This is a genomic window from Lysinibacillus sphaericus OT4b.31, from assembly GCF_000392615.1.
Lineage (GTDB): Bacteria > Bacillota > Bacilli > Bacillales_A > Planococcaceae > Lysinibacillus > Lysinibacillus sphaericus_B.
Map to the genome: position 1 here is coordinate 44,890 of NZ_KB933411.1, position 25,668 is coordinate 70,557.

Consider the following 25,668-nt stretch of genomic DNA (forward strand, 5'->3'; position numbering starts at 1 on the left):
TGTGTAGAAGACTTTTTCGAGTGTTACTCCCTATTTTTTTTCGTAGTGCCTTAAATATTTAGTTAATGCTGCGCCTATAGATATTCCATTTAATGATAAATATAAAGTTGAAAGAATTTCTGCACCTAATAAACCTAAAAAATATGAAATCACTCCAATAGCTATTTGTAATAAAGCTAAATACATCATGTTATCCTTTTGCGGTGAATTTTCAACCCCAATTGTTGCCGCAATTAAACCTATAGCTATTGAAATATTTATTATCGCGAATTCTTTTAGAATAGAAGATACACTATGATCATGCGATTCAAGAATGAGCCATGGAACAGTAAGACTCAAAATCATTAAAAAGAATATAAATACAACTACTAAATTATAATAAGAGTTTTTTTTCAATTTCCATCCTACCTTTCATCATACACATTCGACAAAAGGAAAGGATTTCCTCTTAATTTTGACATTAAAAAATAACGCTAGGCTTCTGCCAGCGTCTTAAACTCTTGACCTGTAATTTCTTTGTATTCTGTAGATGAAATTTCTCCGAAAGGATTAGCTTCTGTTTTTACAGCTAAACGTAATTGAGCTGCAGTTACCCATTTATACATAAAAGCGATTTGCCAGAATTGCATCATGCATCACCCCCTTTTAATGCCATTACTTCAAGCTTTAATTGTGTAACAGTTGTGCCAAGACTATTGATAAGTAAATCCTTTTGAATACCCTTAATTTTCTCTTGTGCTAACTGTTCTCCCAGGGATGCTACTTGTTCATCAAGTTTGAGCCCTGTGCCGACTTTTACAGGTTCGCTAAGCGTGCCATCTTCAACACGTTTTTTATACTCCATAGCCATTACTCAACAGCCCCCGATATTAAATGAATTTTGTGATTTACAGTCGCATCTGGACGTGTACTAAATAACTTCAAAATGATATTATCTTTTGGCTCTGTAGACTCATAGAAATACGTATCTTCCACAATGCCCACCATATTAGGCATTGGCGCTGTGTTGTCAGGTGTGAGCGTTTCGTATTGCTCTTGTTCACCAGCTAAAGTCATCGATAATTCAACTTTTAAATCAAGTGGTTCATCACGTTCTATGAACAATAAAACGCCCTTTGCTGTTCCGGATGGAGGTGTTATCTTATACCTCGCTACCGATTGCAAAATAGGCGTTTTCACTTCATTTTTATTTAATGTTATGGTCTTGCTCGCTTTCGCACCGTAGTTATCAACTACCTCAACAACAATCGTATTTAGACCAACGATTAGTTGAGCGAGTGATACATCAAACTCCCATGCTCCACCAGGACCGTTATAAACCTCTGTACTATTACCATTATTGATTCGCCTTTTTACTGTGACGCTTGAATTAGCGTCTGGATCTGATACTGTACCACTAATTTTAAATTTATCGTTATCAACTACACCAGACGGTACAACAGCATCTACCGATAGCAAAGGTGCTCTGTTAGGTACAACATAAAATGATCTTTCGTCAATTGCTGAAGATGCCTTCTCACTATCCTCGGCCCAAACCTTTAATTTATGGGCTATCCCATCAGCTAGGCTTCCTGTAATTGGCGTTTCACCATCATAAAGTTTTCCACTTTTGAATATAAGCTGCTTAGATAATGCAATCTGCATTTGGCTTAGATTTGTAGCTAATACTTTTCGAAGCTCACTATCTATTTGGTAATAAGTTGTAACTGCTTGATCAGGATCTGCATCAAAAGCTGTCCCTACAATATTGAATGTGTCGTTTTCATACAACGTTTGATTTTCAGATGGGCCAGTTAATGACACAGTAGGAGCAACGTTGTGCTCAATGTCGAAAGGCTCTGAATGTACATAATCGGAATACACATTACTCGTATTTTTAGCACGTACACGTAATTCAAGCGTCTTTAATGTTTTATCTGTTGTAATTGTCAAACTACGAGTAAGCGTGTTGTTGTATGTTAGTTGCGTCCATGTGCCAGTGCTGTTGTATCTGTAATCTACTTCATAGAGTGATAGATTAGCAGCGCTAGAAGCTCCAAAAGCAATGTTAGCTACTTCGTTAGGTTTAAATTTCTTACCTTGCGTTGGTGCTGTAAATGGTGCTGGTGGTGCAATAGATTGACTAACACGTGAGCCACGGACATACCAAAAACCGTCTGTATGGCGTCCGTTCGCCGGATATGTGCCATCCACGGCGGAAATGTTACTTTCTACTAGGGCGCCTTGCGAGTAGGACGTACTTGTTTGTACTTGTTTAGAAGTACCATCTGTTTGTCGAAACCATTCAGAACCTGGGACAGCTGTTACCCTCTTAATTGCCTTACTGCTATAGTCGGCGTATACAGTACCCGTAGGGCCACTAACCGAGTTAAGATCCATATATGTGCCGCTCAGTATAATGTCCCCGTCACCGTTTAAATAGTATGCTGTGTAGCCCGCAAACGTACCCACCTGGTTCTCGATTTCAGGTCCCCATACAACTTGCCAAGTATAATTGGGCGTGCTTACCGTCATATACTTAGCATAATAATACTTTGGCTTTGTAACTGTATAAACGCTACTCGTACGATAACTTGATTCTAGCCCTCCAGAATCTTGGGCTTTGACTCGAAATTGAATACTCGTAGCTGTTGGAATTGTGTAAGGGTAACTATTAGTTGTTGGTGTACCAATTTGCGTCCACGATCCATTATTAATTGCTACTTCTAAAATGTACTTTGATAAATTATTGTTTGCGTCTGTAGAAGCACCCCATGAAATGACCTTAGAATCGCCAATTTCTAACGAGCCTGAGGGTTGGGTAAATGCTCCAGGTTGCGTTGGTGCAGTGTTTACCATCGAACCTCTTACATACCAGAAGCCGTCAGTATGGCGTCCATCTAATGGGTACGTATTGTTTTCAGCTACAACATTTGATTGAACTAAAGTGCCTCTTGTGTAAATATCTTTAGACGTATTCTTTCTATAATCTTTTTTTCTTACAGAGACTTGCACCGCATAGTCGGATGTTCCTCGTTCTAGCGAAGTGTACTCATTCCAAATACCCTCGTAACGATAGTAAGATATGTCTCCTATATAAACTTCTGTATACCCGATATAGCCACCTACAGGGTCATAGTTGCCAGTTAATTTATTGAACTTAATCTCTCGGTAGTTAGATTGGAATTCCGACCTAACGTCACTCGAAGGTTCCCAAGGTGCTACATCGTTGTATTCTTTAGTTGTTATGGTGTTGTATTTATCGTAATAATATTTAACCATCCTACACCACCTCCACTAATTCAACGTTGTAAGTCTGCCAATCACCGACACCCATTTCAGCATTGACCGTATCAATTTGAACATTACTACGAGCTACTTTAGCACCTTTTTTGTACGCATTTTTAAGAGCCTGTACTTTAATTGTGCCGGTGCCAATCTCAGTAATTACTACATCCTCGCTGTGTTCATCATCAAAAATAGTGACTTGTGTAAATGGTATGAAACCATCAACACTAGCCACTTTCAAAGTAGTTGTACCTATAACAACTGCCTCTATAATATCTGTCATTGCTTTATCTAACATGATTTTGTTTGTGCTGCCATCCAAAGTGTCAGCAAATGTTCCGCTGTTACCTGGTACACGTCCATCTAACTCCATTTGAATTTGCATCCGGCGTATTGTAGCTGTTAACTGGACAATGATGTCATGGGCCATATAAATACCTTTATCCATGTGATTTAACCGTGCAGCATTGACCCTTGTACCATCTTCTAAATATTCATATTCAGGTTGGCCAGTAAGTGGATTCTTTACAATGTCGCCATTTTCATTTGTTAGGGGAATCAATTTACCATCGGGACCAATTTTCCAAATACGATCCTTCCAGTATATTAGTTCATAATTATTAGAGACTGTTAAACTCACCCTTGTACAGCTCCTTTCAGCGTGACAGATAGCGTAAAGACAATCATTAAACCATCCTCACTTGGTTCGATTGACGTTGTGTACTGATCTAATTCGATGCCTTGTGCATCAACTAGCTTCACTGTTGATACATGACCATGCCCATCATCTAAATACACATAAGTCTTTACCATATCCCCGACAATCTCCTGAGAGTGAAAAGACTTTGTGATTTCTTGACCATCTATTGTGACAACAGCTTTTTTGGGCATGTCTCTTAAAAATTGTAGTGTGCGATCAATTACAATGCTCGTTACCATATATCCATCACCTCATTTGCATGAATTTCGCCACATATCGGCAAATATACTGGATATGTGTAATTTTTTATTTCAATTTCAATTGTTTTATCTGTTCCAACACCAGGCATACCCTCACAGACAAATTCGCCACAGATTGGCAAGTATACTGGATAGTGGTACTGTGTTGAATCAAGTTCGATATACTGTGTCTGTGGCAGCTTCACAGCCACATATTCTAGCCATGAGCGTTTATTTTTTGTTGCATCAACCATCTTTCTTAAACGCTTCATGTCCTCATTTGCTATGAATGGCTCATCTACTTCAATTTTAAAGCGATATTCTTCGCCTCCATATTCGAACCATTCAAAGACTTGTGCATTTTTATAGATAATAGACACAACATCTTCTACAGCGCCTCTGGTGCCTTTCTTTCGATGCCATTTTATCGATGCTTTCACAAGCTCTCTTTTTTGTTCAACAGGTAAATCAACTTCGTAAAAATCAACATGCTTTTCAAATGCTAAAAGATCTAAAAGTTGCTCTGGCATTTTATCGATGTTGATTAGATTATAAATTGCCTCTGCTTCCTGATAGGCTTGTTTCAGTTGAATTTCAGCAGCTTCAGCAATAGCTACTAGTACAGGATCTTGACGCAAACTGTGGGGCAACAATTTTAAAAGATCGCTAGTCATTTGTTAATCCTTTAAAAATTATTTCAGCTGAAGTTTCAATAGCTACCTCAATATTTGCTATTTCGATAAACATTGGTGAGCTCACAGATACACGCGATGCCCCTTCTTTTTTCAAGCGTGCAATAAGCTCTGAAAAATCTACATCACGCCCCATTTTGGAACGCTGCCATACAAGGTAATCTTGAAATGCCTGATTTACTTGTTTTTCAATAATCGGTGACACTGTAGCACTTTTGTTTCCAATCCAATACTCTACTTCTACTGTGTAGTTAATAACTGAAGGTGCATCTGTACGAACCTTATCTGTAAGTGGTCTGACTGATTTGTTCATTAAAATTTTTTCAACCATTTCAAGTTCTTCATTACTTGGTAAACGGCCATTGGCCATCAAAATAAACAAATGTACTTCCCCTGGCACTGGTGAGTCTACTTTGACATCAACAATATCTTGACTAGCTGCCTTTGCCCAATAGATATATGCACCTTCAGGACCAGCAACAGAAAAACTTTCAGGTGCGAGTAGAATCCTTTCAGCATAAGCATCGTCGCTTTCCTCATTTGCACCACCACTAGTTATTGTGGTATTTTGAATAGATTTTACATAAGGCAATGGCTCTACTAATGTTGAAATCTCGCCAACTAAAAAGTCGTTTCCTATTTCCCCTGGTTGCATACAAGTCGCTTCCACTGCATACAAGTGTGTACCAGGCGGTATGACATGGGTTTCTGTTGTAACAAAATAAATCTCGCCTACAAGGTATCTAGTTCCTTCAGGAATTGTTAGTGCATCTACACGATCCTCTTCCAACACAAAAGCCATTGTAGTACTTGCATATTTTGCAGGTAAACGCTCTGTAGAAAATTCGCTACCCATGTGATCGAGTATGTCATCCTCAGCATAAGATAAGCGATTCTGACGCAAGCCATGTTCTAATTTGTTGCGTTCTATGGATGCAAATGCAGCCAAAGCCTGAATAAATTTTAGTCTTGGATCTGCTCGTTGTAATGTTAGTCCTGTTTTTCCTCTGACATGAAACAACATTTCGCTTTCAATTTGTTCCGGTGCCTTCTCTAAAAAATAAAGATCCGGTAAATTAAACCGACTCATTGATTTTCACCTTCACTTTCGGCTTTAAGCTCCCAACCAATCCATCTCCTGTTACTTCGATAGACTCAATAAGTGCACGTGGTTCAAACTTGTTGATTGCTTCGATTAATTTTGCTGTTATTCTCGCTTTCGCAATATTAATGGGTGCATCAATAACGGTCATATCCCATCCAAACACACGATCTAATGGGCAACTCATCATAGCTGTGGCCATAATAAAAGCGACATTCTGTAGTATTTCATCTACTCCTGTCGCTCCAAAATCTATATTTTGCATAGGCTCTACAACATACATGCTATCACCCTTTCTTTAACGTTGAGTACGATTTATTCGATGTAATGTATTTGCCACCGCCAAGCGAGTACCATCCATTCTTTTCTTCATAAACCGTCAATTTATCATTTTTCATGGCATAACCAAGCACTTTATAATTCACACCTGGTCCATTTCGTATATGGACCGATTTTACAGTAATAGTCATGGCACCAAGTGATTTTTTCGAATTACCTGCAGCGTTTGTTTGTTTGCTATTTGTCGTTGTTTTTTTTACAGGCGTCCTGCTCTCAACATACTCTTTTAAAGACACCGATACTTCGATAGTGAACACATTGCCATTTTGATCAATGTTTCGCAACTTTTCTGTAATATCTGCTATGACAAATTTATTTGTCATAATTGGCTTTTGTCCCAAAATATAATGATGAGCTTCCCCTCTATCATTCATTTTGTTTAACTTGGCCATTTCTTTCATGGGATTAATACCAAATTCAGCACGCAATAAAATATTATAAGATAAATCTGTTAGTCCAGGTCCGTCAAATTCTAATTTTGCCTTATTCCCAGCAATACTATGTTCATTCCACTTAGCGCTACTTTTCTTTTCTAAATCGTTGAATGTCAGTATTTTATCTGTAGACACTTCAAAAATGACATCACCAAAACTACCGATTGTGGCCATTTTACATCACTTCCTTTATTCCGATGTCGAGCTGTTGCCACCAGGTGAAAGTAATTGCCCATTTACTGTTACGGGACCTTTTGTTTCAATGTTTATTTCACCATCTATATTTAGATGTAATTTATGCGTTTTAGTGTCATATTCGATGAAGCTACCATCTTCAAATTCAATACAACGCTTTTCTGGATCGGTTCGTGGTGGTGGAGTCCCATCCGAATAATATGAACCTAAAATAAAACCTTCACTTTGTTTTGTGAAAAGGCAAAGTACTCGCTCTCCAACCTTCGGCATCCAGTAGTCTTTATTTTTTAATGTACCTCGGTACAAAACATGTAATGGAGCCGACACTTTGTCGTCTTGTTCTTCAATTTTGACACGAGCTGTTCCTTGTGTGGGATCAGCAGTAGTTACTTCGCCAACTTGTACACGCATTAATACCCCTCCAAACATCTACGTAAATCCAGGGAAATTTCACTTCTGTTGTGTGTTACTCTCGTAACGATATATTTACCGTTTAGACGGCCAAAACCTATTAAATTAAAAGTCATTCCAGCATCGATATGCATTTCACTAATCACTTTCAATTGAATTGTTGTGGCGTTCTTATTAGCCTCTCTCAGCCTTTTTTTGGCTAGTTTTTGAGCTTCTGCTACTGATTTAACTTCTTCCTTCACTACGAGTGTACGTCCTACCTTCGGGGACTTTTTAGGCGAAAATGTTGCTTTTATGGTTTTCTTTTTACCAGCATTATGTGACTGTACACGACAATCTTTATAAACACCTGTGAGGGCTGTATTAAAGCGCCAATCAAGGACCTGTATTTTACACGTTTCTTTACTTACACGGATAATTGTGTCAACTGCCAGCTTAGATTCATAATCTTCCTCATCTAAAACAACAATGGAACTATTAGATAGTTTGAGACATAAGCCTTCATCTTTACATAGTCGATGCAAGAAAGCTAAATCAGTTTCAGATTCTTGCTCATAGCGATCTTTCTTAGGATTTTCGTTTGTCTCCCAAAACACTTTTAAATGATTGGCTTTAGCAATATCATTTACAACTTGTTTCAGCGCTGCTTTTTCCCATGCTTTAGATTTGTATTGACCTCGTATGGAATTTGACTCTGGAACAGCTAATGCCTTGATTGTCATTTTTGTTGGTGGACCACCCCCACTAAGCTCATCTACTTCGAATTTTCCTAACTTAGTTTTTACAACATTCTCAGTCCAATGACTTCGTGCTATTTCAACCTCTAGAAGTGACCCTTTAGACGGGAACCAATCATTTATCCAATAGACAGTTGCATCTTGTAGAACAAGCTGTAAATCATCTATTTCGCCACTTAAATTGTCTGTGTATGTCCAGTCAATTAAATTGTCCCCTAATTCGTCTGTCAATCGAGTATTGTTATAGGTTACATTTAACACTGTTCTTCTTGCTAAAGTCATAATTCCTCCTTCTCCCCAAGCCAACTAGGGCGTTCCGTATAAATAGCTGTATCAATTACAGGTACATTTAAAACAACATCACCTGTAAAAAAGATAGTATTACGATACTTAGAATTAGCTTCAAGTAAAAGGGGAAGCAAATATTCGCTCCCCCACAACCTGTATGCAATTAAATCCCATGTATCACCCTGGATAGTTGTATAACTATTCATATTGCGTCCTCCTTGGTGTAGCGCCACCAGCACTTGGAAGTTGTATATTATCGATACGTGTCTTGAGACCATTTAGAGCTGCTATTACATTTTGAGCAGCTGGTTGAATACCTTGGATTGATGTAATCCATCCAGTTGCCTGTCCAATGGCAGATGCTAAAGTGGCCATATTTGTGTTTGAAAGGTCTGTTGCCGTTTTTAATGAATAAAACGATGTAACAAGATCTGTACTTACTTGGCCTGAATACATAGTCAGGTTATCCATGTTAACTGCAGTTGTACTAGCGCTTGTTTGTAACGTTGTAAATGAGCTAGCTATTGCTGTAAGAGATGTATTAGTACCCTCTAAAGCAGTTGCTAATGCTGTTGCAGAAGTGTTTAATTTTGTTACGTCCAACTGCTGTGTTGGTGCAGCACCTGCATTATTTGTTGGTGTTGGAGCTGGTGCGCTTGTTGCAGTAGCACTACTGCCCCCGCGTACTGTATCAACAGCCTTACCACCTAACCATTTACCGCCAAAATAACCTACCGCACCTCCTAGTACACCACCGATTGCCGTGCCAATTCCTGGCGCAATGAAAGACCCTATAGTAGCACCTAGTTTAGCTCCACCTAGTCCTCCAGCGACTCCACTTGCTGCTTCTGTTGTTGCTTTTACTTTGTCTTCTGATTTATAGACGTTGTAACCTTCCATTGCTATGCCAAGTGGTAGCATAGCCTTTCCTGCTACATTTCCTGCTACCTTGCCTACTTTCCCCACTTGCCCCATTATTCTAGCTCCACGTGAAGGGGTTGGATTTGGAGCTGGTGGTGGCGCTGGAGGAGGGGTTGGTCCACCTCCATATCGAGTAATTGTACCTGTTCTGTTTGGTCCTACGAAGCCACCATTATTTCCTGGTGTTGGTGGCGTAGGGGGTGGATTTGGTGAGATTGGTGGGGGTGAAGTTGTTGCTCGTCTGGAATTGAACTTTTCCATACCCCATCTACCAGCACCAACAGCTCCTTTAACAAGTGTTCCACCACCCATCATCCATGCTGCTGCACCTAAACCCAAGGCTCCACTCATATTACCTTCTAAGGCGCTTGATACAGCTCCACTAGCAGCGCCAGTTAATCCGGCAATCCATGCCTTCCCTGCAATAGTTCCTAATTGCGTAAAAATACGCCCCATTGCTTCTCCACCTGAACCGCCTAGCCATGCTTCTGCTTTTTGGATAGCCGTGTCTAACATATATTCAACTTTTTCGCCAAAACCCATATCGTTGAACATTTCGTATTTTTGTAGTTCTTTGTTGTATTGATTGATCATTCTTTGTGCATCAGCTGGATCCATGTTAGGTTCAATTTTTGGTTTAATTGGCTTTTCGGTGCTGAATGGTGCAGTAATATCACTAAGGATTTTTGCTGTAGCTTCACCAGCTTTTTCAATACTTCCCATGTTTTTATCAAGGGTTCCTGTTATACCACCAAAAAATTTTTGAAATACTGGTAAGACAGGTGTCATAAACTTGATTTGTGCCCCCTCGATACTACTCTTTAAAAGTTGAAGGGAACCAGCATAGTTATCTACCATCGTTGCTGACATTTTCGATGCTGTTCCGTCTGAATTCTCCATTGCAGTTGTCATTCGTTGCAGCTCATCTGAACCAGTCGAAAGTAAAATAGCCCAATGTTTAAATGCTTCTGCACCAAATAGTGTTTGTAGCGTATTAACTCGCTGCTTATCACTCATTCCTGCTGTACCTTTTTCTATCTCTTTTATCAGGCCAGGTAGAGACTTCATTTTTCCTTGAGCATTAAAAAACTCCATGCCTAAATTTTTTGCTTTTTCCGCTATTTTACCTTTGTCCGCAGCTAATCGACCCATTGAGCTTGCAAATGCTTGACCGGCAATCGAACCCTTCAAACCTTGGTTAGCAAGTGCCATCATCGCTGCAGATGTTTCTTCGAGTGACCATTTAAATTGATTTGCGGTAGGAGCTGCATATTTCATAGCTTCACCAATCATCTCAACGTTTGTATTAGCGTTAGCTTGAGCATATGCAAATACGTCTGCAGCATGTCCGGCTTTATCTGCGCTCATACTAAATGCTTGCATCGTATCACTCGTTATATCTGCTGCTCGACCTAAATCCATAGAACCTGCTGCCGCAAGATTTAGCATGCCAGGCATTGCCGAAATGATTGCATCTGTTTTCCAACCAGCTAATGCAAGGTATTCCATACCCTCTGCTGCTTGAGTAGCAGAAAATACTGTCGACTTACCAAGATTTTGTGCCTCGGCGTTCAGTTTTTCAAAATCTGCTCCAGTTGCACCAGATATAGCAGAAACTTTAGACATTTGCTGTTGGAAGTTTGCTGCTGTTTTAAGTGACGACATTGCTACACCTGTAGCAGTTGCAGCAACGCCAACAGCTCCGACACTTGCTACTGTTTTAGCTGTATTCATGCCACTTGAAAAAGTAGATTTTAACGCGCTTACACGTCGCTGGCTACCTTCCAATTGCCTTAATTCACGAGATAACCTGGCCGTACTTTCTGCATACTGTGACTGATGAATATTACCTTGTCTATATTCACGACCTAATCGATCCATTTCACGTTGTACTTCTCTAGCGCGATTTCTTAAACCGTTTAAATTTGTATTAGCCCTTTGAAAAGTATTGCTGAAGGATCTACCAACGGCACCAGCGATTTCAAAAGTCAGTTCAAAAGCTCTAGCCACCGTTTTCAGCTCCTTTTTCGTCCATTGCGTCCTTCCAATCTTTCAGCACTATAAACGTCTTTTTTTCCCAATATTCAATGGAGGTACCGCCGGAATTTGAAGCTAAAAAAAGAAGTAACTTTCTCACTTCTTTAGCTCCACCTTCTGCACCTACTATTGGAAGAAAAAATTTCGTGCTGAAAATGTTACTTCTGCAAAATCCAATATTGATAATTTCTCTAAATCATCTGACAGAATCCCTGATGCTCTAGAAGCAATTCTCACTAAGACTTGCTGATTATAAACGGAGTTAAACCCTTCTGTATGACCTTCTGCTTTTAATTCTTCATCAATTTTTAATACATCAGCGCCTGTCATTTTCCCAAAATCTAACTTTATTTCATCTAAAAAAGCCCCATCAATTTCGATAGGACTCTTTAACACTACGATTGTCACATTTGGATTTTCAGCAACTGCTTCTTTTTCATTCACTTGTTTTTCACTCATTTTCATCTGCTCCTTTTGGTTTTATAGTATTCCTAATAATTCTCGAAGTTTTTCACCATAATCTACATCATCCACTTTGTAAATGTAATTATGGCGATCATATTCATAAAGGACTTTTCCTTTATCTTCTATCTTTATATAATGGATTTCTACCTCTGAAGATCCTTCATAAGGAGAGCCCTTCTCAACTTTACCTAGGGAATTTTTTGTTACAGCACCATGAACCAAAACCCGAGATGGCGTAATTTCATGTTTGCGTGTTTTTGTATTAAAGTGTTGATTGACTAAACGACAATCAATTTTGATGCCGTCAGGCTTATAAAAGTCTGTTAATTCATCTGTAATAACACGCCAGCTAATTTTTAGCTGCATTGATTCTAGGTGCCCATAGTTTGGACTTTCATACTCACCGTAAATCCCGGCGCCATTAACAGTTTCAGTCATGGAATTCAATTCCGGTAATTCAATGTCAGATACGCCCAACAAATTAGGTTTATCATTAGCAAAGACCCGGAATTCATTTAACTTTTCAGGAAAAAGCATTTATTCTACCTCCTACTCACTAACGAATAGTGAATTATAATAAGTTGCATCGAACTCTAAGATATTTTCAATATCCTGTGCTGGCGTTGGTTCTGCCACTGAATAACGGAAACGCATTTTCCCACTAAGTAAATCCGTTTTTGGATTATCCTCTTGCCTAAATTCTATACGTCCTCCAATTAACACCCCTTCACTTTGTAAACCGTTCAACCACATCCCCATCGTATCTTTAACCCTATTGATTAAACGCGGACCAATTGGACCATCTACCATGTTCCAAGTTGTAAGAATGATTGTGTTTGCTAGCCAGTTGTGAGTAATACGAACGGGTATGAAAATATCTTTTACATCTGTATTGCCTGGATACGCTCCTGTGTAGTTGCCCCAAGCACGCCAGCCACCAATAAAGTTGATGGCAGTTGTAATTCCTTGATTATTTAATAATTCAGCTTGATCCGGTGATAAATCTACTTCATCATATCCATCCACTGTTTCCACTAACAGTTTTGTCATTGGTAATGGTTTATTAGATGGAGATTCATGAGGAAAATCGCCATTATCATAAGCTGTTTTCATAATCCGCCCAGCTATTAAAGAAGATTTGTGATACACTTTGTCGCCTAGTCCTGCAAGTGGCCAACAAACAATTTCATTTGCACCTGTATAATTGTTTTTATTTTTCCACTCATTGACCTTGGTATAGGTATTGGCTTCAAGTGTATTTACATCATCTAGTGACTGTGCACGGAAATACGTATTAATGGATGAAGCCTTAGCTTTCATCACAGCTGCAACTGTTGGATCTTTTGAAAACTTAGGAGCAAGCACAAGACCTGGTACCATACTAAGCTTAGGAAACACATTATTTAATAGCTCTAAACCTGTGCTTTTTCCTGTAGCAATGTCATACCCACCAATAATATGGTTATTTTTGATTGCTTCAGGTGTTAAATGATCATATTTTACTTTTAGCTGCTGTACATTATCAGTTAATAACGCAATGACTACCTGCCCATTTTCATTAAACGATGCAATATAGTCTTGATCACCTTTCAATGCAGTATCGTTATTACTAACAACTAAAGTTTTTAATAAGATGCCTGTAGTTTCAATAACACCTTTTTTATTAACTACATCAATAGTTTCTTCTTTGTTTGCTTTGTGTGTTTCTGCATCCAAAACGTTAACAAAAACCACCGGTCCTATGTTAAATTGTCTGAAAGCTAGATCCGCCATTTCACCCAGCGTATAGTTTTTCCAGTCGTCAGAATATCCTAGCGCTTTTGCATACTCGTCGAACGAATAGGCTAACACAGGCTTATTCACGTTTTCTAACGTTTCTGCTAGATTAATCGGTGCTGTACCAAAAACAACCGGAAGGGTTGCTGTAGCTACGACTGGTGCAGATAGTGAACTTGGCTTTTCGGTTACTCTTGATCCATGTCGTGCCATTTTATTTCACCTCACTAAAGTATTCTTCTGTCTTTTTAAAAAATATAGATTCCACTGAGTTAGCATCTAACAAACCATTTTGAAACTCTGTTAGCTTCTCTGGCGTAATAAACATTTTCTTAAACGCTGGTGATTGTTCCAGATGCTCTTTGAAATGCTTTGGATAGCCCCCCACAAATGAACTAAATCGTTGTAACCCTTTAACTGTTGGACCAACATACATCAGGATTTCATGTTTAATACTATCTGTAATTACTTGTTTAACTTGTTCTACAGATGCTTGTTGTTCTTTAATAGTCGATGCCATCTCCTGCTACACTCCCATTCCATTGAACTTGTGGCGTTAAAAAGTCTACTTCCATGACTCCATGCCACATTGGTTTCATTTGCTCCTCAAATAAAGCTGATTCTATTTCACCTGTAAGATCTGCAGGCCCAATAGTTTGAGCTTCCTTCAAAGCAAACTTAATACGATTCATAACCAGTAATGTATCTCGCCAACCTTGGCGCTCATCTTTGCTATACGTACCAATTAAAAACTTAAATTTCATTGTATTTTGTTTATATAAAGCATCTTGTTCAAATAAAAAACGGACAATTACAAATGGGTAATAGTCCTGTTCCTTATCCTCTTCACCACGTCTAGTATTCTTTTTCGGTGGTAAATAGCCATCATATACAGCTGGTGATTTACATACATTTTCATCTTTTGTTTGCAGTTGCGTTTCGGCCAATGCATCAGTCAAAAAAGAGACTATTTCGTCTGTAATGTTTAAAGAGTCCATTTGCTTATCCTCCGTATAGTAATCGATTCAATTCATGCATAAGACGCCTGTCTAGCGTTTCTTGTGCATGGTTTGTAACATTTGCTATTATTGTAGCCTCACCCATCATTTGCGCTATAGAAGGGCCGTATAGGCCTTTTATCGGTAGTCGTCTATCACCAACGCGTTTAAATATATTAGTATGTGAATTACCCATATTAGCAACAAATCCACGTTGTATTGTTTTTCTGCCTCCACCTTTTTTGACACGGGCTCGAACTTTCATATCATTGGGCTTCGTAGGTGTTACATCAAATTTCATTAACGGGATTACAGGACCACTAGCTCGCACTTGTGCTGATAGTTTACTTGGATTCGCCTTATCTAACTTAATAGCACTTTTTACATCAGAAGCTCGAATAATATATTTCGATCTTATTTCTTGACTAGCCTTTGCTCGTGCAGAAACAGCAGACCTATTAACAGCTCTAGCAATAACTTTTCGCGCCTCTTTTGGTGTTCTCGAAAACAATCTTTCCAACTCTTCAGCGTGGTGCATATTAATCTCAATCATATAAACACCTAACTCTCATTGGCATAAACTAAAATTCGGATAATACCCATTTCCTCGCCAGCTTGTTCAACGTAATATTCTTCACCATCAAGTTCTAAGAGACTGTCGATTTTAGGGATGTAAAACTCACTGCTTTTCACGTAAATTGTTTTATAGCTTTTAAACATTTCTTGGGAGGCATCTAGTTGATCCCGACTAAAACCGTTTATTTCTTCTAAGCTACTGTCTACGACAACTAGAGTTAACTCATTTCCATCCAATACATGTTCTGCTGCCATTTCATCGACATTAAAAAAAACACTAGAAAGATCTGCTTCTAATGTCTCCTTAAAATTCATATTTCTTCACTCCCTTAGTCCTCTAGTTGATCTAAGAAGTATGTCGTTTTATCATTCTTCACAATTAATGAAATAATGTTCGGCTTACTAATATTGCCCTTCCATTCTAAACCTTGATTTTTAGCGCCTTCTTTTAATTCATCTAAATCAAAATTAAGATCCAATGTCTTTTCAATAGGCTCTTCTTCCAGTCCATTAGTTTCAATTGATTCTTTAATAGCTGGAATTACTGCAGCATCCTCTTTTACAACAGATGTAACAACACCTAACTGTAAAAGCCTAGCACTTTCTTTTTCCGTTATAGCCGATTCTTCAAGAAAATCGCCTAAATCATAACGTCTGCTGTTATGGCGTAAAGAAGATAACACTTGATACCCTTTCATACAAACCCTCCTACACTACTTTTGATGTTAACCATGCATCTACATTACCTGGCTTTGGAATAGGACGAGATGCAAGGCGAACCATTTTTTGCTCATTCTGATGGTCTGCCCAGATTTTAGGAACACGCTCACCTTCATAAGTCATAAACTCATCATTTTTCTCCATCTGAGTAATAGCACCATATGCGAAGCCTGCGAAATTTTTCTTTGCTAGAATAACTGTATCAACAGGGATATATGGTTTTTCTTCTTCATTATCATCTAAATACCAGTCGTCATAAGTATAGATTTCAACGCCTAATCCTGGCAACTTACCGATGAAAGTTACAGCATCACTTTTAATACTAGGCTCAATATTACCGAAGTTCATATTCTTTTTATCAAACATTTCTTTAATAATTGGATGGTTTATAAATGCTTTTTCTGCATTTTCTCCAAGAATTAATGTGTCAGGTGCTACACCTGATTTTTTTGTTACTTCTTTTCGCCACTCTTTAATATCTTGGTACGGATTTGAAACATATTCTCCCTCAGAGTTTTTAGTATAGTTATCCCACTTGTCAGTACCTGATAAAGTGACACCTTGAGTAAAGTTAAAATCAAGTTCTTGTTCCACATAACTATCCGGACCTTCGCCAGTGTAACCCTTCATGATAACTTTACCGTTAATCAATGTTTGAGCTGCAAGCCACTCCTCACGACGGCTAATCATTTCATTTAATTCGATTAAATCATTTGCTAAAAGCTCACGTGCTCGTTGGGCAGGTGTTTTTATACTAACTACACTTTCTCCAGCCATTCGCTTTGTAATATCATCAATTGTTAATGATTTTTGTGGAGCAATACGTGGGGCAGTGTACTTTTCAGTACGGTAACCATTACGTTTAACTGTTACACCCCCTGTGCGTGGTGCAACAAAAGGCGCCATTTTGCGTTTACCTTTTGTGTAATCGATTAGAACATCTTCAGTAGGGAAAGTTTCAACTGAATTAAAAAAAGTGTCACGCAAGAATGTGTGCACTTTTGGCATTTGAGTAATAGCTTTTAAGATTGTTAGGGTTTTATATAATTGCATGTTTAGTCCTCCTTAGATTGAAGCCTTTAAATAAATTCCTTTAGTGCGTAAAACATCATAATGAACAGATACTTTATCTGTCCCATCTGTAAGTAAAGCGTCTGAATTAAATGATCCTGAAATATAGGTTTCAGCAAAAACAGACTTACCAGGTTCGCTACCTGTATCAACATCATCTGCCAAAATGACATCTGCAATGATTGGCGTAGTAGCAGTTGAACTAGCTACTAAATATTCCCCTTCACTATTTTTCCCAATGATTGTTCCTTGTAATAAAAGACCTTGGCCACCTTTTAATTTAGCTGACCCTGCTTGAATGGGAAATGCAGTGTCATAGACTAAATTGTTTGGCTCGTAAGAACCTACTTGTTCATTTAATTTCATTCTTATTCCCCTCCTTTTACAAATATATTACCTAATGCCTCAGCTTCTTTATCCATTTCATCTTTCGGATCAGGTGAAACTGGGGCAGCAGATCCTGGAATATCATTCAATGGTGCAGCATCTTTTTTCATATTAGTTAATTGGTTTTGAGCTTGTTCTTTTTGAGCTTTTAAAGCATTAATTGCAAATTGTGCAGCTGGAATTCGGTTTTTATATTTCGCATCGGTAACTAACGCTTCATTACCTGGTACCGCAATATCTTCAATTTCTTTGATTCTAGAGTTTTCAGCTTCTACGCCTTCTTCATACCCCATATTCTTTACTTGCTCAAATAGTTCTGGATGCTCATTTTGTAGCGTCTGTAAGTCCATAACATCATTTCCTCCATTATCTTTATTTTTATTTTTATTTATTAAATTGTTAGCTTGATTTACAACATTCACTGCGGGGTCTTTTGCCATTTGTTGCCTTACTTTATCAATGACTTCTTGAGGTATTACACTGTTAATGCCTAAATCAGCAACCGCACCAACCTCTTTTTCAAACATAATTGCATCTATAAAACCATGCTCTTTAGCTTGTTGAGCTGTCATCCATGTTGTTTTATCCATCATAATTTTTAGTTCATCACTAGATTTACCTGTTTTTGCAGTATAGGAATTGATAATTGAAGCATTTACATTTTTCAAGAACTCACTATTATCATCCATTACTTGATAATCACCATGCGCACCATTTGATGCATTATGAATCATCATTTGTGCAGTAGGCGACATGACAACATTCGTTCCGGCCATTGCAATTACAGATGCAGCACTTGCAGCAACCCCGACAATTTCGACATTAACTGTACCATCAAAAGATTTTAGTGCTGTGTAAATTTCAGAAGCACTAAAAACAGAGCCACCTCCACTATTTATCACAACTTGCAACTCTTTTTGACCATTTTTAATGGCTTGGTCGATTGAGTTCAATACTTTACCAGGACTTACAGCTGGTATACCAAAATAATCGTAGATCCATTGATCACCATCGTTAATAACAGGTCCTTTAATTTCCACTCTCATTACTCTTTCTCACCTCCTTCTTCTGATTTATCAGATTGAATATTTATATTTACAGGTGCATTAAATCCTGCTTCATATCGTAACTGCTCCTCACGTTTCCTTAATTCATGATTACGGAAGAAGTCAGTGCCTGTTAATTCTTGAGCTTCTCGGGTACGAGTACTCAGTCCTGATTCAATACGTAAAATTGCTGCTTCTACTTCTTTTTTAGGATCTAATTGACCTTGCGTTGGTCCATTCCACTCAGCCCCACAATATGCCTTCCGTATTAAAGGATCATCAAAAAAACCTGGTGCATGAATACGACCTTGCAAAACTGCTTCTGCAAGAAATTCTTCATAAATTGGCTGACAAAAGTTTTTAGCTAACCATATTCGACGCTTTTTAAACATTTTCCAAGCTTCAAGTAATGCACCTCTAGACGCTGAATAAGAAGAAGTAAAATGTTTCATTAATACTTCATAAGGTATCTCTAATGCAACCCCTATTTGACGAAATATAGATGTTGTAAAAGCATCGAAATTTGGATTTGGTCTACCAGGATTGGATTCTTGAATTTTTTCTCCCTCACGAAGAAATGTAACTGAGCCATTTCCTATATTAATTTTTGAATTATCTTCCTCAGAATTGTCTTCTTCTTCTCCAAAGCCTCCACCAAAATCTCCTTGCTCTGAAGCTTCTGTTGTTATAAAAACTGAATACATACCACTTATTACAGCCGCCATTAATTCAGCATCAGTATATCGGTCAATTTGTTTTAAACATTCGATAACAGGTGCTAAAACAGGTATTCCCCGACGTTGTTCGGGACGTTCAATATCTAATAGGTGAATGACATTTAATCGTCCACTAAGCTGTCCATATTTTTCGATTCGTTTCCAATTATTTTGACCGGTCAAAGAGCTATTTGGATGTTTATCTGCAATATGATAGGCAATAACTTCACCTGTAGAATCTATCTCTACACCATTTATCAACCGTTCTTCAGTAAATGTATTGATTACTGGATTACAAACTCTATCAGCTTCAATTAATTTCACCGTAAGTTCATAAAGTGATCCAACCCGTTTTTTGTAAGGTAAAATTGCAAAACAGTCTCCTGAAGCCAATGTTGATAAAAGTGCCAATTGTTGCAGCTGTCCAAAATCACACATTCGGTTTGCATCACAATTCTTAGAATCTGCCCAATATTCAAATTCACGTTCAATTTTATCCTCAATAATTTCCGCTTCTTCTTGTGAAAGGCCTAAAAAATCGCCGTCAATTTGAGCATTTAATTTCAGCTCATAACCGACGACGTTGGTTACTATAGATTTTAATGATCCACTAGCGATAGGTGCACCCATATATAAATCTCTGGAACGTTCACGCATTGTTTCAACATTGCGTTCAATATCATCTATTGGATCACCTAAAGAGCTTATCCACCCTACGACAGAACGTTTTGTACCACTTGCAGCATGATTACCATAGCCACTAGAATTTACAGGTCCATTTTTTAAAGTAGCGTTTCCTCTTCGGCCACCTATAAAGTCTTTAACTTTGTTTACACCTTGTTGGAATTTATTCATTATTCTCACCTACCTTTTAACAATCCCGCGGAATAAATTGTTTTGTTCTTCGCATCCGCTTACCTTTATTAGTCATTTCAAGCTCAGTAACTTTATTTTCCCAATAGGCAATTCGTTTAGCTACTTCAGATAAATTGGCCTTTGTTAAGCTACGATTACTTATTGTATAACTTTGAGCATTGGCAATAGCACGCTCAGCTTCTAACCAAATCCTTAGATTTTCTTGAGCTTCCTCTAATGTAATAGCCATTTGTTATCCCCTCACTCTCTTTCTTTTTTTATTAACACCATAAATACCAGCGTATTCTTTTTCAAAGTTTGGATTTACTATTTCGATTGCTGCCGTATTATAGACACGTAAATCAAATGGTTCGTTCCGAGCACGTTTCTTGACCCATACATGATAAGGTCTACCTTTTTCATGACGTGTTTCCAACTTCTCAGCTGTTAAACCAAGAAAATAGTTTAGTTCATAGCCTTGTCCTTTTGGAAAATGGCAATAGTTTGGACCAGGTTCATCTACCTGAAGGCTAGACAGAACACGGGCCTTCCCATCATTAACACCAAGACGAACAAGCAGTGTTTTCAATGGTTTTGGTCTTGATGTACCCGCCAATAGTGGAATGTACTCACCTTTTACCGCGCTTGCACCCTTAATAGCATAAATTCGCCGCGCTTCCCGAACTTTCGTAAAACGATAGACCTCCTGTGTGAAGTGACCACCTGAGTCAATGCATGTACAAGCAATACCAAACTGCTTACCATTTGCTTTGCTCCAACGTTTTTGAAGCCATAAGTCAAGCTGTTGCCATGTTTCTTCTCGCTTCAAGTCTCCATATAAAACATGATATTCAATCCCCCATGACTCTCGACCAGCTCCCCATCCAACTACTTCAATTTCAAATCGATCGTCTTGAACGTCGACAGCAGCAGTTAGCACTTTAACTGGGCTTGGAACCTCAGCATCATATTTTTCACGGCGTTCAAATAATATTTCTTCATCGACCGTTGTTCCTTGTTCTTCCCATGATTCACCTAAAACGGTGTTCTTCCATGTTTTCAACTTTTCCAGTCCGTCACGTTTCGCTTCTAAAAAATCTCTCGCGATTTTCTCCCACGTTACCCACGGACTCGCAAATTGGTTCAAATGAAACCCACGACGGCGTGAATGTTTCTTTTGAGCAATCCATTTACCTTCAGCACGTTTCCATTCACGTTCGCTATGTAAACAGCCACATTCACTACATGCATGATTTACTTCATCCACAATAAATTCGTTATCCTCAGTTTTGTGATACTCGAATTTTATTTGTGGCCATTTAATTGGCTGGAATGTGTCACATGACGGACAAACAAATGACCATTGCTCCATCGTACTATCTTCATACAACTGCTCAATTCGAGAAGTACCTTTATCAAGTGGTGTCGATACATAGACATGCTTTCGGTTTGATGGGAAAGTGGTAGTACGCATTTTTGCTAAATTAATTGGGTCTCCTTCTTTACCAGCGGACACTGGATAACGATCTACCTCGTCACATAACAAAATTCGAATTGGTCTACTTGATAAAGATTTAGCTGCATTTGCACCAACAATCGCAATTGAACCACCCAAAAAGGCTTTTTCATCGATTGTGTTACCTGCGTTTTTTGCTACTTTATTACGTAACGCATCACTTGCTTGAATCATTGTAGAGAGCCTTGTTGTTGAAAAATATCGAATTAATTTTTTGTTTGGCAGCATGAACATAATTGGACAAGGATCATAATCAATGTGATAACCAACCATATTCAACATAAACTCTGTTTTACCAACCTGGGCAGATGCCATAATTGCTACTTCTTCAATGTTTGAATCTGTAATACAATTCATAATCTCTCGCATATATGGTGCACGACTTGTACGCCAAGGACCTGGCTCAGCAGATGTATCAGAAGTTAAAATACGATAATTATCAGCCCACTCAGAAACTGTTAAATTAGGACGTGGGGACCACAGTTGCGCTAAATCTTTAAATAAATCGATTGTTTTTTCTGCAACCAACTTATTCGCTACTTTCTTTTTCAAAAATTTTAGGCGAATAATCTACTAAAACGCTCAATGAATCTGCGATTTCTTGATTTAAAATTTGTTCAATCGTTTTAGCTGATTCACCATCCAACTGTGAGCTAATCCGTGTTGGCAATGACAATAATTTCGATTTAGCGCTTAAAATCATATCACCCATTACCAGGCGGACATCCTCTGCCTCGTGTAATTGTCCTCGTAATTGCCGCACTTGTAATTCTGTTTTTTCTTTCTTTAAAATTTCATGCTCAGTTTTAACATCAACATGACGTGGTTTCCCGTCTTCCTCTTTACCACCTGAAGCATGCTCAATATATGAAAGTATATTTTCAGCCATATTGTATTTTCCACGGCCGCATTGTGTGAGTACACCATCACGTGTTAACTGACGAATCCATTGCGGCGTTTTCCCCACTAATTTTGCAAATTCGCTTGTTCCAATTTCCAAAGTAGCAAGGTCATCTACTTTCGCTTTAGATTTTGTCATATCTCACACCTCACTTTCGCTTTTTTACATATATCCTTGCTTCATTTTTCAAAGCATTAGATGAAGGATTTCTTCTAGAGTTGTAACTTTCATCTCCCACAAGCGAAAGCGAAAGTAAAATTTTTAAAATAAAAATAGACCACTTTTGGGGCTCGCAAGCCCCGCATGCTTTTAAAACCCCAGAAGAACCTAATGTTTTCCTATAATTAGTTCGCTTCCCCCGCTCTTCCCAACTCCGTTAAGGCATCAGCTACATCATTAGCACTCTTACTTGTGGTTGCACCTAATCTCTTAGCAGCCCCTTGTAACTCCTTGAACTCATCAATGTATTCTTTCATTGTTTATCCCTCCACAATTTAAATAGCTCTGGTGCATAGTGAACCAGACCCTCTAAAGGCATAATAAAAAGCACCTCATTTGAGATGCTTAAAAATCTATCTATACTCCCTATGCACTCTTCCAGCAATATCTTTAACAAAACGGTCTGAGACTTCTCTATCCATTTTTCGTAATGCGTGCGCTAATTCGATTATTAGATAAGGTCTTTTTTCAATATTAATTAATCGCATTAAAGTAACTAATGCGATTAGTAATTCTTGATAATCAATTTCGTTACTTTCATAAACAACAGTATACTCATCTCTTTCTAAATAATTTCCAATTATAATTTGGTGTTTACAAGGATGATTCTCTGTTTTTAATTCCAGAAAAAGTGAGGCTAATTCCAATAATTTTTCAATACAGTAATTAGAGTATTCATTTTTAAAATTATTCACAGTTTCCTCTCCACCGTGCTCCATCAAAATATCTTCCCAAATCAGTGATAGTTTTCTATTGTCCGTATTCACAATATTCATCGTTTGCACCTCCATCCACACTAATCATAGTATTAGTGAAAATGTATGTCACTACTTGAAATATGAAACATAATAAAAAGCCACACCTGGTTAGATGTGATTTGATACGTGTCTATTCTATTGGTTCGTTTTTAATGACATCAATACTGGTTGTAATACCATGTTACTTACTACCTTCGAGTTTAGATATTGCCTCATCTATATCAGATATCTCTCTTTCAAGCTTTTCTTTTTTCTTGTTCAATTTTGAAAGTTGATGGTTGCATTTTTCCATTTCACTATTAGTACGCTCTAGTTCCTCTATTTTTTCCATTTTTGATTCTCCTAATAAATCAACCGAAAATTTCATATTTACTCACTCCAAATCTGATTATTCACTTTTCTTTTTAATCATCGCCACCTTGAATAGGCTTTATTCAGTCCATTCCAACAAGTATCAATCGAAGCCCCTTTGCACTTCTGGCATATAAATCCAGACCTCTAAAGGCATATTAAAAAGCCACACCCGATTAGATGTGACTCTGTAGTGTTGACGTTTCAGCAAACGTCTATTTAGTTTTATTGCCTGTTTAAAACAGGACTTTTCATGTCGAGTTGGAAGACTACGGATGTAAAGTAAATCCAATTACTCTACATTTACACTATAAATTATTCGAATTGCACATAAAAGGGCACGTTTTTGACATTTACAACTGTATACGCAATCCATCCACGCCAAAAATCAATACTGATAAAGCATATACCGCTTCTTTTAAATCTCTTCTAACAGTCCGTTCATCGACATCAAATAACTCCGCTATATCAGCATATGTCTTTTTCTCATCGTAGATGTAGTAATGCATTATCGTTTCGTGTTTTCGTATAGCCCCCTTACCTTGACGCTCACAATCACTTTTATAGAACTCTATCATTTTATCAATAAATCGCATGAGGTTTAATGTTCTCGCACTACTACGAGTTAATGATTCGATTGAAAGGTATTGCCCTCCAATGTCAATAAACGGGTCTTCTTCTACCTCTAATTTATTGTCTTCTTTTAATTTTTCACAACGAGCTTTAAAATTACGATAATGCTTTAGTAATATCTTGGTATTAAACAGTCTTCTATCTATTTTTTTAGTTTGTTCTTCTTCCTGCAACTCATTAAATTTCTCAATCACTACCTCAGCTATTGCAGCTATTTGCTCTTGTTCCAGACTATTCATTTTTATACCCCCGCTTCATTCATGCACTTCCAAATAAAAGCACGCCCCCATATATTTATTTTGGTCGCTTTCTAAATCGGAAGTGATCCTTTTTTTATTTACAAATTCCTCAGGTTGTTTAACAAGTACTTTCATCTTCACAGACAAACACCCAAAAAATGAATATCACATCATAAAATAGTAGTGTATAAAGCTAATCCATTTGGCTTTATACCTCCATTTTTGAGGGTCACTGATGATGCCACAGTGACCCTTTTATAATTTCCTCATATTGCGCAGCAGCGTCTACACAATGCAGTTTTTTTATTTACACGTCAAATGCCCAAGTGTACCTGATTAGCAAACGTACTATGTTAGTGTCATCAGTAATTTACAACTTTAATTCTTTTATAAACAGAATATTTTCACACACAATCACAAACTACTTTTTAATTTTAAGTGTCATACACATAGTAGTAACTCACTTGATACGCATAATATAGAAGTATCCTCATTTCATTTTATCCTTTTATTCACTTCTAAGTAGAAGCACACTTCCATATAATTATTTTGGTCGCTTTCTAAATTGGAAGTGATCCTTTTTATTTTTTTAAATTTTAAGTATAAATTCAATTGAAACCGGTAAAGATAAATAGGTCATGAGATTTTTCTCACATACTTTTCGAAGCCATAACGACCTCGCCGTTTATGGCTTTTTTAAATTAATTACCACAAACCGAAGATTGTGGTAATTAATTTCATCTTACTTTTTTTCTTTATTATTAAATTGTTGTTCCTTCTTTTGCTCTTTTTGTTCTTTTTCTTCTTTTACTTCTAATTCTTCAAGATTAAATTCCATGCCAAATTCCTCTTGCTCTAATTCATTCTTTTGCTTTTCTTTTGACAAAATTCTCACCTCCAACTAAATCATAAATTGCCCCTTTTAGCGTGATTTATACTGGTAAGATCGTTTACCTATTTTAAAAGGGAACTCTACATTCAATACTTCTCATAGTGTTCAGTAAAATTGTTTTTTTATGAATTATATTTCTGATTTCACACATACTATCCTTGAAAATGGCGAAAAAAAGGAAGGAAGT

The 25,668-nt window shown here is 37.7% G+C and carries 35 protein-coding genes; all 35 read right to left on the bottom strand.

Features of this window, described 5'->3' with window-relative positions; translation table 11 throughout:
* Positions 1-30: 30 nt before the first annotated feature.
* The gene (locus tag H131_RS21535; protein ID WP_010861253.1) at positions 31-396 is read right to left on the bottom strand and encodes a hypothetical protein; all 366 of its coding nucleotides are present in this window, start codon (positions 394-396) and stop codon (positions 31-33) included.
* A 77-nt stretch (positions 397-473) separates the two neighbouring features.
* A complete protein-coding gene (locus H131_RS21540; protein ID WP_419185172.1) occupies positions 474-632 on the bottom strand; it encodes an XkdX family protein in 159 nt (52 codons plus the stop codon).
* The gene (locus H131_RS23275) at positions 629-850 is read right to left on the bottom strand and encodes an XkdW family protein (RefSeq protein WP_010861255.1); all 222 of its coding nucleotides are present in this window, start codon (positions 848-850) and stop codon (positions 629-631) included. The genes H131_RS21540 and H131_RS23275 overlap by 4 nt, the downstream gene beginning before the upstream one ends.
* A complete protein-coding gene (locus tag H131_RS21550) occupies positions 850-3,261 on the bottom strand; it encodes a hypothetical protein (RefSeq protein WP_010861256.1) in 2,412 nt (803 codons plus the stop codon). The genes H131_RS23275 and H131_RS21550 overlap by 1 nt, the downstream gene beginning before the upstream one ends.
* A gap of 1 nt (position 3,262) precedes the next feature.
* Entirely contained in the window at positions 3,263-3,907 is a 645-nt protein-coding gene (locus H131_RS21555; RefSeq protein ID WP_010861257.1) for a hypothetical protein, read from the bottom strand.
* Entirely contained in the window at positions 3,904-4,206 is a 303-nt protein-coding gene (locus H131_RS21560) for a hypothetical protein (RefSeq protein WP_010861258.1), read from the bottom strand. Before H131_RS21560 ends, H131_RS21555 begins: the two co-directional genes overlap by 4 nt.
* Positions 4,200-4,880: a phage tail protein I gene (locus H131_RS23280; RefSeq protein ID WP_010861259.1), complete on the bottom strand. Its 681-nt coding sequence runs from the start codon at positions 4,878-4,880 to the stop codon at positions 4,200-4,202. The genes H131_RS21560 and H131_RS23280 overlap by 7 nt, the downstream gene beginning before the upstream one ends.
* Positions 4,873-5,988, bottom strand: a complete 1,116-nt coding sequence (locus H131_RS21570) for a baseplate assembly protein (protein WP_010861260.1) — start codon at positions 5,986-5,988, stop codon at positions 4,873-4,875. The genes H131_RS23280 and H131_RS21570 overlap by 8 nt, the downstream gene beginning before the upstream one ends.
* A complete protein-coding gene (locus H131_RS21575) occupies positions 5,975-6,283 on the bottom strand; it encodes a GPW/gp25 family protein (protein WP_010861261.1) in 309 nt (102 codons plus the stop codon). The genes H131_RS21570 and H131_RS21575 overlap by 14 nt, the downstream gene beginning before the upstream one ends.
* A gap of 4 nt (positions 6,284-6,287) precedes the next feature.
* Positions 6,288-6,947: a phage tail protein gene (locus H131_RS23285; RefSeq protein ID WP_010861262.1), complete on the bottom strand. Its 660-nt coding sequence runs from the start codon at positions 6,945-6,947 to the stop codon at positions 6,288-6,290.
* Positions 6,948-6,962: 15 nt separating this feature from the next.
* On the bottom strand, positions 6,963-7,379 hold the full coding sequence (locus H131_RS21585; protein ID WP_010861263.1) for a phage baseplate assembly protein V: 417 nt from the start codon (positions 7,377-7,379) through the stop codon (positions 6,963-6,965).
* Positions 7,379-8,398, bottom strand: coding sequence for a phage late control D family protein (locus H131_RS21590; protein WP_010861264.1), 1,020 nt, complete (start codon positions 8,396-8,398; stop codon positions 7,379-7,381). Before H131_RS21590 ends, H131_RS21585 begins: the two co-directional genes overlap by 1 nt.
* Entirely contained in the window at positions 8,395-8,610 is a 216-nt protein-coding gene (locus H131_RS21595) for a tail protein X (RefSeq protein WP_010861265.1), read from the bottom strand. Before H131_RS21595 ends, H131_RS21590 begins: the two co-directional genes overlap by 4 nt.
* Positions 8,603-11,335, bottom strand: coding sequence for a phage tail tape measure protein (locus H131_RS23290; protein ID WP_010861266.1), 2,733 nt, complete (start codon positions 11,333-11,335; stop codon positions 8,603-8,605). Before H131_RS23290 ends, H131_RS21595 begins: the two co-directional genes overlap by 8 nt.
* Entirely contained in the window at positions 11,328-11,462 is a 135-nt protein-coding gene (locus H131_RS25910; RefSeq protein WP_268891060.1) for a hypothetical protein, read from the bottom strand. Before H131_RS25910 ends, H131_RS23290 begins: the two co-directional genes overlap by 8 nt.
* A gap of 26 nt (positions 11,463-11,488) precedes the next feature.
* A complete protein-coding gene (locus H131_RS21605; protein WP_010861267.1) occupies positions 11,489-11,821 on the bottom strand; it encodes a phage tail assembly protein in 333 nt (110 codons plus the stop codon).
* A gap of 21 nt (positions 11,822-11,842) precedes the next feature.
* Positions 11,843-12,364, bottom strand: a complete 522-nt coding sequence (locus tag H131_RS21610; RefSeq protein ID WP_010861268.1) for a phage major tail tube protein — start codon at positions 12,362-12,364, stop codon at positions 11,843-11,845.
* A 12-nt stretch (positions 12,365-12,376) separates the two neighbouring features.
* A complete protein-coding gene (locus tag H131_RS21615; RefSeq protein WP_010861269.1) occupies positions 12,377-13,816 on the bottom strand; it encodes a phage tail sheath family protein in 1,440 nt (479 codons plus the stop codon).
* Position 13,817: 1 nt separating this feature from the next.
* On the bottom strand, positions 13,818-14,123 hold the full coding sequence (locus H131_RS21620) for a hypothetical protein (RefSeq protein WP_010861270.1): 306 nt from the start codon (positions 14,121-14,123) through the stop codon (positions 13,818-13,820).
* Complete coding sequence (locus H131_RS21625) at positions 14,107-14,601, bottom strand: hypothetical protein (RefSeq protein ID WP_010861271.1); 495 nt, start codon at positions 14,599-14,601, stop codon at positions 14,107-14,109. The genes H131_RS21620 and H131_RS21625 overlap by 17 nt, the downstream gene beginning before the upstream one ends.
* Positions 14,602-14,605: 4 nt before the next feature.
* A complete protein-coding gene (locus H131_RS21630; protein WP_010861272.1) occupies positions 14,606-15,154 on the bottom strand; it encodes a phage tail protein in 549 nt (182 codons plus the stop codon).
* 8 nt (positions 15,155-15,162) lie between these two features.
* Entirely contained in the window at positions 15,163-15,492 is a 330-nt protein-coding gene (locus H131_RS21635) for a hypothetical protein (RefSeq protein WP_010861273.1), read from the bottom strand.
* Between the two features lie 14 nt (positions 15,493-15,506).
* Positions 15,507-15,875, bottom strand: a complete 369-nt coding sequence (locus H131_RS21640) for a hypothetical protein (protein ID WP_010861274.1) — start codon at positions 15,873-15,875, stop codon at positions 15,507-15,509.
* A gap of 10 nt (positions 15,876-15,885) precedes the next feature.
* Positions 15,886-16,950 carry a major capsid protein gene (locus H131_RS21645; protein WP_010861275.1) on the bottom strand — a complete coding sequence of 355 codons (1,065 nt, stop codon included), beginning with the start codon at positions 16,948-16,950 and terminating at the stop codon, positions 15,886-15,888.
* 12 nt (positions 16,951-16,962) lie between these two features.
* Positions 16,963-17,334 (bottom strand): head decoration protein, encoded by a 372-nt coding sequence (locus H131_RS21650; protein ID WP_010861276.1) that lies wholly within the window; start codon positions 17,332-17,334, stop codon positions 16,963-16,965.
* Positions 17,335-17,336: 2 nt separating this feature from the next.
* Complete coding sequence (locus H131_RS24040) at positions 17,337-18,401, bottom strand: head maturation protease, ClpP-related (RefSeq protein ID WP_010861277.1); 1,065 nt, start codon at positions 18,399-18,401, stop codon at positions 17,337-17,339.
* Positions 18,401-19,972 carry a phage portal protein gene (locus H131_RS21660; protein ID WP_010861278.1) on the bottom strand — a complete coding sequence of 524 codons (1,572 nt, stop codon included), beginning with the start codon at positions 19,970-19,972 and terminating at the stop codon, positions 18,401-18,403. The genes H131_RS24040 and H131_RS21660 overlap by 1 nt, the downstream gene beginning before the upstream one ends.
* 16 nt (positions 19,973-19,988) lie before the next feature.
* On the bottom strand, positions 19,989-20,222 hold the full coding sequence (locus H131_RS21665) for a DUF6148 family protein (RefSeq protein ID WP_010861279.1): 234 nt from the start codon (positions 20,220-20,222) through the stop codon (positions 19,989-19,991).
* A 3-nt stretch (positions 20,223-20,225) separates the two neighbouring features.
* Positions 20,226-22,016: a phage terminase large subunit family protein gene (locus tag H131_RS21670; RefSeq protein WP_010861280.1), complete on the bottom strand. Its 1,791-nt coding sequence runs from the start codon at positions 22,014-22,016 to the stop codon at positions 20,226-20,228.
* A 1-nt stretch (position 22,017) separates the two neighbouring features.
* Entirely contained in the window at positions 22,018-22,527 is a 510-nt protein-coding gene (locus tag H131_RS21675) for a hypothetical protein (RefSeq protein ID WP_010861281.1), read from the bottom strand.
* A 206-nt stretch (positions 22,528-22,733) separates the two neighbouring features.
* Positions 22,734-22,865, bottom strand: a complete 132-nt coding sequence (locus H131_RS25915) for a hypothetical protein (protein ID WP_268891061.1) — start codon at positions 22,863-22,865, stop codon at positions 22,734-22,736.
* A 96-nt stretch (positions 22,866-22,961) separates the two neighbouring features.
* Positions 22,962-23,384 carry a hypothetical protein gene (locus tag H131_RS21680; RefSeq protein ID WP_010861282.1) on the bottom strand — a complete coding sequence of 141 codons (423 nt, stop codon included), beginning with the start codon at positions 23,382-23,384 and terminating at the stop codon, positions 22,962-22,964.
* Positions 23,385-23,547: 163 nt separating this feature from the next.
* Positions 23,548-23,733 carry a hypothetical protein gene (locus tag H131_RS21685; RefSeq protein ID WP_010861283.1) on the bottom strand — a complete coding sequence of 62 codons (186 nt, stop codon included), beginning with the start codon at positions 23,731-23,733 and terminating at the stop codon, positions 23,548-23,550.
* A 337-nt stretch (positions 23,734-24,070) separates the two neighbouring features.
* Complete coding sequence (locus tag H131_RS21690; RefSeq protein ID WP_010861284.1) at positions 24,071-24,589, bottom strand: hypothetical protein; 519 nt, start codon at positions 24,587-24,589, stop codon at positions 24,071-24,073.
* A 742-nt stretch (positions 24,590-25,331) separates the two neighbouring features.
* Complete coding sequence (locus H131_RS24805; RefSeq protein WP_155242526.1) at positions 25,332-25,475, bottom strand: hypothetical protein; 144 nt, start codon at positions 25,473-25,475, stop codon at positions 25,332-25,334.
* Positions 25,476-25,668: the final 193 nt, after the last annotated feature.